Raw genomic sequence first — 8,170 nt, 5'->3', positions numbered from 1 at the left:
GGTTCGAGCTGCGCACGGACCTGTGGGGGTCGATCCGGGCGGACAAGGGCCTGCTGATCACCACGTATCCGCAGGACTTCACCTCCAAGGTGGCGAGCAACAACCCGGATGGGTTCGATCAGCTGGGAGATGGGCTGGCGGGGACTGCGGCGTTGATGGAGGAAGCCGGCCAAGCGGTCAACGCAATGAACAGCGCCATTGGCGCCATCAATGGGCTCAAGACCTCGCACATGATGGAACTGAGCGCAGGCATTGCCGCCATGACCGGGGGCAAAGCGGCAGTCGCCACGCTGTCCAAGGCCTCAGCGGCGCTGTCCGCGTTCAGCGGCGGATCGGGTGGCGACGGCGACGGCGGCGGTGGTGGTGGTCCTGAAATGCTACTGCCTTCCAACACCGACCCGGCAATGCCGCAGGCACAGGCCCTGCGTGAACTGTCAAAGGACATCACCAAGCCGATCGTGTCGATCGTGAGCCCTGAAGGGCATTCGATGATCAGTCCCAAGCCCATTGTCATCAGCTCGGGGCAAAGCGCGTCCATGCATGCCAAAGAGCACATCACGGTGTCCAGCGGTGCACAGCTCACGCAACTGGCCAAGAGCGGCATGCTGACCCACGTGTCCGAAGGCGGCCAGCGCAACACCGTGGCGCAGGGCGATGTGGCGTCGGAAGCCCAGACGGGCAACATGAACCTCACCGCGCAGCACAACATCACCTTGGCCTCCAAAGCCGACACGGCTACCGTGATCGGGAACCAGAACGTCAACGTGCAGGCGACGAGCGACTCCGTGCTTATCAAGGCCGCCAAGCACATCCGTCTGCAGGCCGGGGAAAGCATCACCCTGACCATTGGCGAAGGCGAGGGCCATGCGTCGATCAAGCTGACCGATCAGGGCGTGGTCGTCATCAAGGGCAAGAACGGTCTGATCGATCTTTCTGAACTATTGGACGTGCACGGCGCGCCCATTCAACTCAATTGCTCATCCGGTGAGTAAGGCGGAACGCCGCCCGCCGATCGATCGCTTTTCCCCCATAAAACCGAAAGCACGGAATGCAGTTTCATATCCAAGAGGGCACGTTCGAATTGCCCGCAGGCCTTCAGGACAACAGCATGAACATGCTGATGACGGGCACGAGCGGGCTGGACCTGAGCTTGATAGTGACGCGCGACCGCCTTGATGCTGGCGAGAGTTATGGCGCGTTCATGGAGCGCCAGATCAAGTCCGTGACTTTGCAGGTGAAAGATTTCGAAGTCACGGAGAGGCACGAGCAGAAATCTGCAGCTCAGGATGAACTCATCGGGCTGGAGGTTTCGCAGAAGTTCAAGCAAAACGGCCAATGGGTTTATCAGCGCCAGCGCTCGTGGCTGCTGCCGGACAAAGTCCGGGTGCTGGTGTTGACGGCCGCATCGGTGGCGCCTATCACCGACACGCAAATGCAGCGTTGGAAAACCATCTGCGCCAGCTTCCAGCCACGCGATTGAGCCTGCTGTTGGGCAGGGCATCCGTTGCCTTGCATTCCCGTGCCAATGCGCACCGTGCAAATCGCCTTTTGCCAAACCATCCATGAGCCAATTTCCGCAAGCTGCCCGTCTCCACGATCCGATCGCGCACAGCAATGCCAATTCTCGACTGCTGGCGAAAGTGGTGGGCATCGCTGCAGGTGCTGCCATTCTGGGTGCTGTCTGCGCCGGCACCATTGCGGCGGGTGTGGCGGCCGGTGTTGCCGCTGTTGGCACGGTGGTCAGTGGTGGGCTGGCTGCGCCCATTCTGGTGGGCGCTGTGGTGGCCACCGGTGCGCTGGCTTCGGTGGCAGTCAGCATGGTGGGTGGAGCCATTGGCGAAAAGATTGCAGATGCGATCGTTCCCGAGAGTTGGGAGGTCACCGGCAAGATCCTGACGGCCTCTCAGGACGTGATCATCAATGGCAAGGGAGCCGCTCGGGCGACCGATGAGGTGCCGCTGGATGAGGTCGAATGTGGCAAGCACACCATCAAACCCGTCAATCTGATTGCACAAGGAGCGGCCCAGGGTCCCAAGCAAACCATCATCAACGACGCGCTGGCCGCGCGCAAAGGTGACAAGGTAATTTGCGGAGCGTCGATCCATGAAGGGTCCGCCAACGTGTTCATCGGCGGCGAGCCGGAAACCGTACGGGACTACGATGACGAAGTGTCGTTCGCCCTGCGTGCGGCACTTTTCGTGCTCGAAGCTCGCCGTTTCTATAAGAACGCCAAGTGTCTCTGGAGGATGGCGAAGAATCCGAGGGCCGTCCTGAAGGACATCAACTGTCTGCTGAAGGCTGCACAGGCTGCAGGCTCTGCGGCCATGACGCTGCCCGCCATTTTGGGCAATCCGGTGCACATCGCGACCGGGGCCAAGCTGCTGTCGGGTGGCAATGACCTGGATTTCGTGTTGCCAGGCGTGCTGCCCATTGTCTGGCAGCGTACCTACAACAGCCTGGACCTGCGCACGCAAGGCCCATTCGGCCAAGGCTGGAGCACCCCTTACTGTGTGCAACTGCACCTGGGCATCAATGCGCAGGGAGAGCCGACGGTCACTTATTTCGATATGGACGGGCGCGATGTCACTTTTGCCGCTCCGGCGCACGGCGAGGGCTATTTCAGCGTGGCGGAAGGTTTCGGCGTTTTCCGTAGCGAGGGTGGTGATTACTTTGCGGTGACCGGCGATGGTCAATACCAGTGGTTCGGTGCACCTGAAGATGCCGTACCGGGCGGGACAAGAGGCCAGGGCGTGCTGCAGTTGCGGCGCATCGAGGACCGAAACGGCAATTTCCATGCCCTGCGCTACGACGCGGACTACCGGCTTACCCATGTGGCGGACAGCACGGGCCGGCTGCTGGAGTTCGAATATGCGGAGGCCAGCCGCCGTCTGCGGCAGATCGTGCTGCGTATCGGCTCGGAAGACGAGACACCGGAAGTGCTCGTGCGTTACCAGCATCAACAAGATGCCGGCCATTCCCAACTCGCGCAGGTGATCGACCGTAACGGGGAAGTCGTCCGGCGCTTTGCCTACGACCAGGGCCACATGATCAGCCACAGGCTGCCTACGGGTTTGGTCTGCCACTATGCGTGGGAGCGGTTCGATGCGGCGCTGGGCGAGCGCAAGGGCCCGCACCTTCGAGTGGTGCAGCACTGGACCGACGATGGCGAGCGATACCAGTTCGCGTATGACCTAGCCAAGCAGACCACCGGCGTGACCGATGCTCAGGGCCGAACCCAGCATTGGACCTGGAATGCCGATCACGAGATCGTCTCTTACACCGACACCCTGGGCCGTGTCTGGACCCAGGCATGGAGCGACACCAAGCAGCTCTTGCAGCACACCGATCCATTGGGCCGAACGACGACGTGGACCTATGACGACGCCGGTAACGTCACCGCTGAGACCGACCCTCTGGGCCGTATCCAGCGCATGCGGTGGACCCCGGCCCCGGCCTGCCTGCTGCAGTCGAGCATCGATGCTGCAGGCGCCGCCTGGAAATACCGCTACGACGACTACGGCAACCTGCTCGGAGAAACCGACCCTCTGGGGCAGCAGACCACCTATGCCAACGATGAGCGCGGCCTGCCGCTGGTCATCACCGACGCACACGGAGGGCGCAAAAGGCTGGCTTGGGACGCCCGAGGCCTGCTGACGGCCTACACCGATTGCTCGGGCAAGACCACCCGCTTCACCTATGACCGCCGCGGCCATCCGCTGACGGAAGCGGATGCGCTGGGGCAATCGACCCGCACTGAACACGATGCCAAAGGCCGTCTGCTGCGCATCACGCGGCCTGATGGCAGCTCCTACCAATACCAATACAACGCGGCGGGCCAGTGCGTCATCGCCACCGACGCGATGGGGCATGGCACGAGCTACAGCTACAACGCCCGCGGCCAGTTGATCGGTCGCACCCGCACCGTGGGATCGCAGCACAGCAACATCCAACTGGGCTACGACGCAGCCCACCGGTTGGCCGTTCTAATCAACGAAAACCGACAGGCTTACCAGTTCGCCTACGACGCCGCTGACCGGCTCGTCAGCGAAACCCGCATCGACGGCACGCGGCAGGTTCTCGAGCGCGACGCCGCTGGTCAGGTGGTGGGGGTGACGGAATATCCCATGCCCGGCGGGGGTGACGAAGTGCCGGGCCATGCTCCGATACAACCGGTTCGCACCCGTCTGGTGCGTGACGCAGGCGGCCAACTGGTGAAAAAGAAGGTGGCATCACTGAGTGCTGAAACCGAACAGCCAGAGGTGCAGATGCAAACCGCATACACCTACAGCCCAACCGGGGAACTGGTGCAGGCGGAAGAGAAAACCGCAGAGGGTCAGTTGCTGTCTCGCCATGCATGGCAGTACGACAAGGCGGGCCAATTGCTGCAAGAAACGGCGGTGCACCCTGTGGTGCCCGGCGCTCCGCACAGCAGCACCGTGCGCTACCAATACGACGCGCTGGGCAATCGCATCGCCATAGTGCTGCCCGATGGACGCACCATCAACCACCTTCACTACGGCAGCGGGCATTTGCACCAGATCAACCTGGACGGCGCCGTCGTGGCGGATTTTGAGCGTGACGATCTGCACCGCGAAGTGCTGCGCACGCAGGGGCGGTTGGCCAGCCGGTTCGCTTATGACGGTGCAGGCCGTAGAAGCGCGGCCTGGGTACGCCCGGCCATGCTCCGGGTCGGCAATGGCACTGGCCAGTGGAGCCCGCAAAGCGCCGAGTGGAACGCGCGGCTGCAGCAGCCGGGCCTGGATGACACCCTGCTCAAGCGCTACGACTACGACCGCAACGGCGAACTGCAAAGCCTTCACCACAGCCGCAATGGGCAGACCCGCTACCTTTATGACGCGAGTGGCCGCGTTACCAGTGCGCAGCACATTGGACATCCGCAACTCAACGAATCATTCCATTTCGACCCGGCAGGCAACCGGATCAACGCCCTGGAAGCCGGCGCACTCGCGACGCAGGGACGTGGCTGGGTGCGCGACAACCGGGTGAAGGTTCTGGAGGACAAGCGCTACGACTACGACGGTTTCGGCCGGCTGATCCGCAAGCGGATCGGTTCACATACCGAGCAGCACTTCCGGTACGACGCGCAGCACCGGATGACGCATGCAGCAGTGGTGCGAGCAGGAGGCAATGGTGAGCCTGTGCGGCAAGTGTTCTGCTACCACTATGACGCGCTGGGACGGCGCATTGCGAAATCAGATGACTTCGGTGCCACGCTGTTCATGTGGGAGGGCATGCGGCTCTTGCAGGAGCGCCGGGGTGAAAACACCAGCACATACCTGTACGAACCTGAAAGCTACAGTCCCCTGGCGCGCATCGATGGCGCGGGGCAGATCGAACCCCACCCAGCGGCGCAGCATGCCTTCGGTGCCGATGCGAAGGAGGGTAAGACGCGGTCCGTTCCCATGACGAATCCGGATTGGGAAGACCGGTTCAACGTGGTTGCGGCCAACGACGCGAATGAGGGCGGCAAATCTCACTCCCAGATACCGGAGCCGAGTTTCAGCCGCAACGCAGCCGTGCCCAATGCGCAGGTGTACTACTTCCACAACCAGCCCAACGGACTGCCAGAGGAGTTGAGCGATAACCGGGGCAATCTGGTCTGGCGGGCGCAATACAAAACCTGGGGAAGTGCCGTCAGCGAAAGCTGGCAGGCCTTTGACGATGTGGGACGCCCGATGGGGCAGGCTGTTGCTGGCGGGCAAGCGGTAGCACCGCAGAACCTTCGGATGCAGGGGCAGTACCTGGATCGCGAGACGGGGTTGCACTACAACACATTCAGGTATTACGAGCCGGAGGTGGGAGCGTTCACGACGCCAGACCCGATTGGGTTAGCGGGTGGAATGAACCTGCATCAATATGCGCCGAATCCGATTGCTTGGGTTGATCCTTGGGGGCTGGCGCCGAATACAAAAGCTCCGATATCGCTACCTGACGGCTATAGAGGCAGGACAGATAGATTTAATACTTCATCTGGAACCTCTTTCGAAACTCATGTTTATGCACCTAATGGAAAGGAAGTGGGTGTGTATGGGCCAGATGGATTCTTCAATAAGCACGGCACAAAGGGAAATCAGGTCGTCATACCGGAAAAAGTATTTAATGCTTTGAATGGAATTAATGTGGATGAATTGAGGAAAAATGGTGGATTGCCGGCAAAGGGAACACCTGGTAGTAGACGTGCTGTCAGAGAGTATACAGAGAAGATCCGCGCAGGCGGTAACTCCGGAGTTCCTCAAAAGCCAGGTTGCTAAGGATCAATGAAGTGAAAATAGTTAAATGTGAGGTTACGAAATCCGGCTATTATTTAGATAGTAGCGGTTATGAAAAGTATCTAGAGAATTATAAGGATAAGTTTCCTGTAAAAGCATATGCTTTTGCCTCCGCTGATTGGCATTATGATCATCGTGATGAGAAGTGTCCTCATGATGCAAAAATAATTAGCATAACCGCAAGAGAATTTTTGAAAAATGACTCGCCTGAAGTTGGCTTGACTATCGAATTGGAAGGTTCGTATGGAGGTCGGACTGAAATTTTTTACTATGGCGTTCAATCATATCTTGTGAGAAAAAGAAAAACCAATTGGCCTTTGGGTGACAGTACTCATGGTGAATGGTTAATAGATGAGGTCACAGTTGGCGAAGATGGTTTATTGAATCATGAGATCGCATTGTCCGATGGGCGGATATTCATAAAATTTTACGATTGTGATTTTAAATTCTTCGAGAGTTAATGAGTGATCTATGTCAAGATAAATTTTATATAATAGATCGGTGCACATAACGAGCAGCACTTCCGGTACGACGCGCAGCACCGGATGACGCATGCAGTATATAGAACGGCCTCAGGAGATCTAAGGGCTGCGGACACCCAGCATGGACGAATAGAGCATACGGATAGTAAAGGTCGTCATATGGATGATTTTAATTGACGGGAAAAACAAAGCCCGCAGATAGCTCTGGAAAGCACAATTTAAAATGTTAATAATGGAGTTGTATGGCTATCAAGTTAATTGACTATTCTGGGAATTTGTCCCGCGGCACAATTTTGAGATGCACCGGGAAGAGTCCTTATGAGGATTTTGTGGATTTTATGGTTGTAGAGTGTTTTAATAAAGCTGATGGCAACTATTATTTAATGGTCTCTTCCGGGTATAAGGCTGGAATTACTTATGCTGTGCTCCCTCTGGAGTCTCTGCCTTCTGGAAATGATGGATATGCTGTTGATTTAGGGTGGTTGACGGCTAATTGGCAAAAATGGGGGTATTTTGAGTGCCCCTTGAATGAGGTTTTTGTTATTGAAAATAAACCTCCAAAAAGCGTCGATTAAAATTATTGCTCATGGAGGGCTTGCTGCCTGAGGACTTAAGCGGCAATCAGGTGTCGTCAGTAGGTAGCATGCAATAAAGCAGCTGGCGAGAAGATTTTTTACAAAGGATAATTCAATGAAAATTCATAAATTGAGGTTCTGCTTGAATTTTGTGGCTGTATAAGATCTCCTTGCACTTATGATTGAATATATAGATAGGAATGATTTTTTGAAAAAACTTTTCCCAGAAGGAGATTTTGGAGAAGTTTTTTATGGACAACTTGGTTTTGATGTTGGGGGGCGGGTGACGGTCAGCTTGCATGTTAAAAATAGACCTGCAATAGAGGTTGAAAAATGGGGTGTGTGGGGTGTTGATTACAATGTAATTGTTGCTGAGCTGTTGGGCAAGACACACGGAGATGTCGTTCTGAAAAATCAAATTGATTTTGATTTTGCAAAAAGCTCTATGATTCCAGAGGGTGGCGGATTTTTTATAAAACAGGAGGGGTCGAATTTCTCCTTGTGCCTACCCGTAAAGTATTTAATTTTCCAAGGCTGTACTGTTTATAAAAATTGCTTTGAAAGTTAGAGGCTGTAAATCAAACAAGTAATGCACGCAACCTGGATAGACTTATCAAACTTCGACAATCACCGCCTGAGCCACCGCGTGCAAGCCACCGACCGGTTGGGCCAAAGCCCCACCATCGACTGACACCAACGGGAGCCTCTCACAACCCCATGTTTGACGAATCCGAACAGGAATGAGTGGGCGCCAGCAGCCGTTTGAGCGTGATGAGGCCCAGCAGCGGTCTGCGCCTGGGTGCATGAGGGGCCTTGCAGGCCC

Annotated in this window: 6 protein-coding genes and 2 pseudogenes; all 8 read left to right on the top strand. The window is 56.8% G+C overall.

Features of this window, described 5'->3' with window-relative positions:
- A partial coding sequence (locus AVMA1855_RS26165) for a DUF2345 domain-containing protein (protein ID WP_284427955.1) occupies window positions 1-992 on the top strand: 992 nt, incomplete at its 5' end.
- Window positions 993-1,048: 56 nt separating this feature from the next.
- Window positions 1,049-1,480 carry a DcrB-related protein gene (locus AVMA1855_RS26160; protein ID WP_284407227.1) on the top strand — a complete coding sequence of 144 codons (432 nt, stop codon included), beginning with the start codon at window positions 1,049-1,051 and terminating at the stop codon, window positions 1,478-1,480.
- Window positions 1,481-1,562: 82 nt separating this feature from the next.
- Window positions 1,563-2,579: pseudogene (locus AVMA1855_RS26745) on the top strand (DUF6531 domain-containing protein); the annotation flags it as partial.
- Between the two features lie 2,301 nt (window positions 2,580-4,880).
- Window positions 4,881-5,171: pseudogene (locus tag AVMA1855_RS26740) on the top strand (hypothetical protein); the annotation flags it as partial.
- Between the two features lie 69 nt (window positions 5,172-5,240).
- Window positions 5,241-6,272, top strand: a complete 1,032-nt coding sequence (locus AVMA1855_RS26735; RefSeq protein ID WP_502870389.1) for an RHS repeat-associated core domain-containing protein — start codon at window positions 5,241-5,243, stop codon at window positions 6,270-6,272.
- 11 nt (window positions 6,273-6,283) lie between these two features.
- Window positions 6,284-6,751, top strand: a complete 468-nt coding sequence (locus AVMA1855_RS26150; RefSeq protein ID WP_284427953.1) for a hypothetical protein — start codon at window positions 6,284-6,286, stop codon at window positions 6,749-6,751.
- Between the two features lie 263 nt (window positions 6,752-7,014).
- The gene (gene imm45, locus AVMA1855_RS26145) at window positions 7,015-7,347 is read left to right on the top strand and encodes an Imm45 family immunity protein (protein ID WP_284427952.1); all 333 of its coding nucleotides are present in this window, start codon (window positions 7,015-7,017) and stop codon (window positions 7,345-7,347) included.
- A 208-nt stretch (window positions 7,348-7,555) separates the two neighbouring features.
- Window positions 7,556-7,915 carry a hypothetical protein gene (locus tag AVMA1855_RS26140; protein ID WP_284427951.1) on the top strand — a complete coding sequence of 120 codons (360 nt, stop codon included), beginning with the start codon at window positions 7,556-7,558 and terminating at the stop codon, window positions 7,913-7,915.
- Window positions 7,916-8,170 lie beyond the last annotated feature (255 nt).

The organism is Acidovorax sp. SUPP1855 (genome assembly GCF_030158955.1).
Taxonomy (GTDB): Bacteria; Pseudomonadota; Gammaproteobacteria; order Burkholderiales; family Burkholderiaceae_C; genus Paracidovorax.
This window is presented reverse-complemented; position numbering and strand designations above follow the sequence as displayed.

Bases quoted from the DNA above. Each gene is read 5' to 3' on its own strand.
- AVMA1855_RS26160 (WP_284407227.1), top strand. From the start codon at position 1,049: ATGCAGTTTCATATCCAAGAGGGCACGTTCGAATTGCCCGCAGGCCTT.
- AVMA1855_RS26735 (WP_502870389.1), top strand. From the start codon at position 5,241: ATGTGGGAGGGCATGCGGCTCTTGCAGGAGCGCCGGGGTGAAAACACC.
- imm45 (WP_284427952.1), top strand. From the start codon at position 7,015: ATGGCTATCAAGTTAATTGACTATTCTGGGAATTTGTCCCGCGGCACA.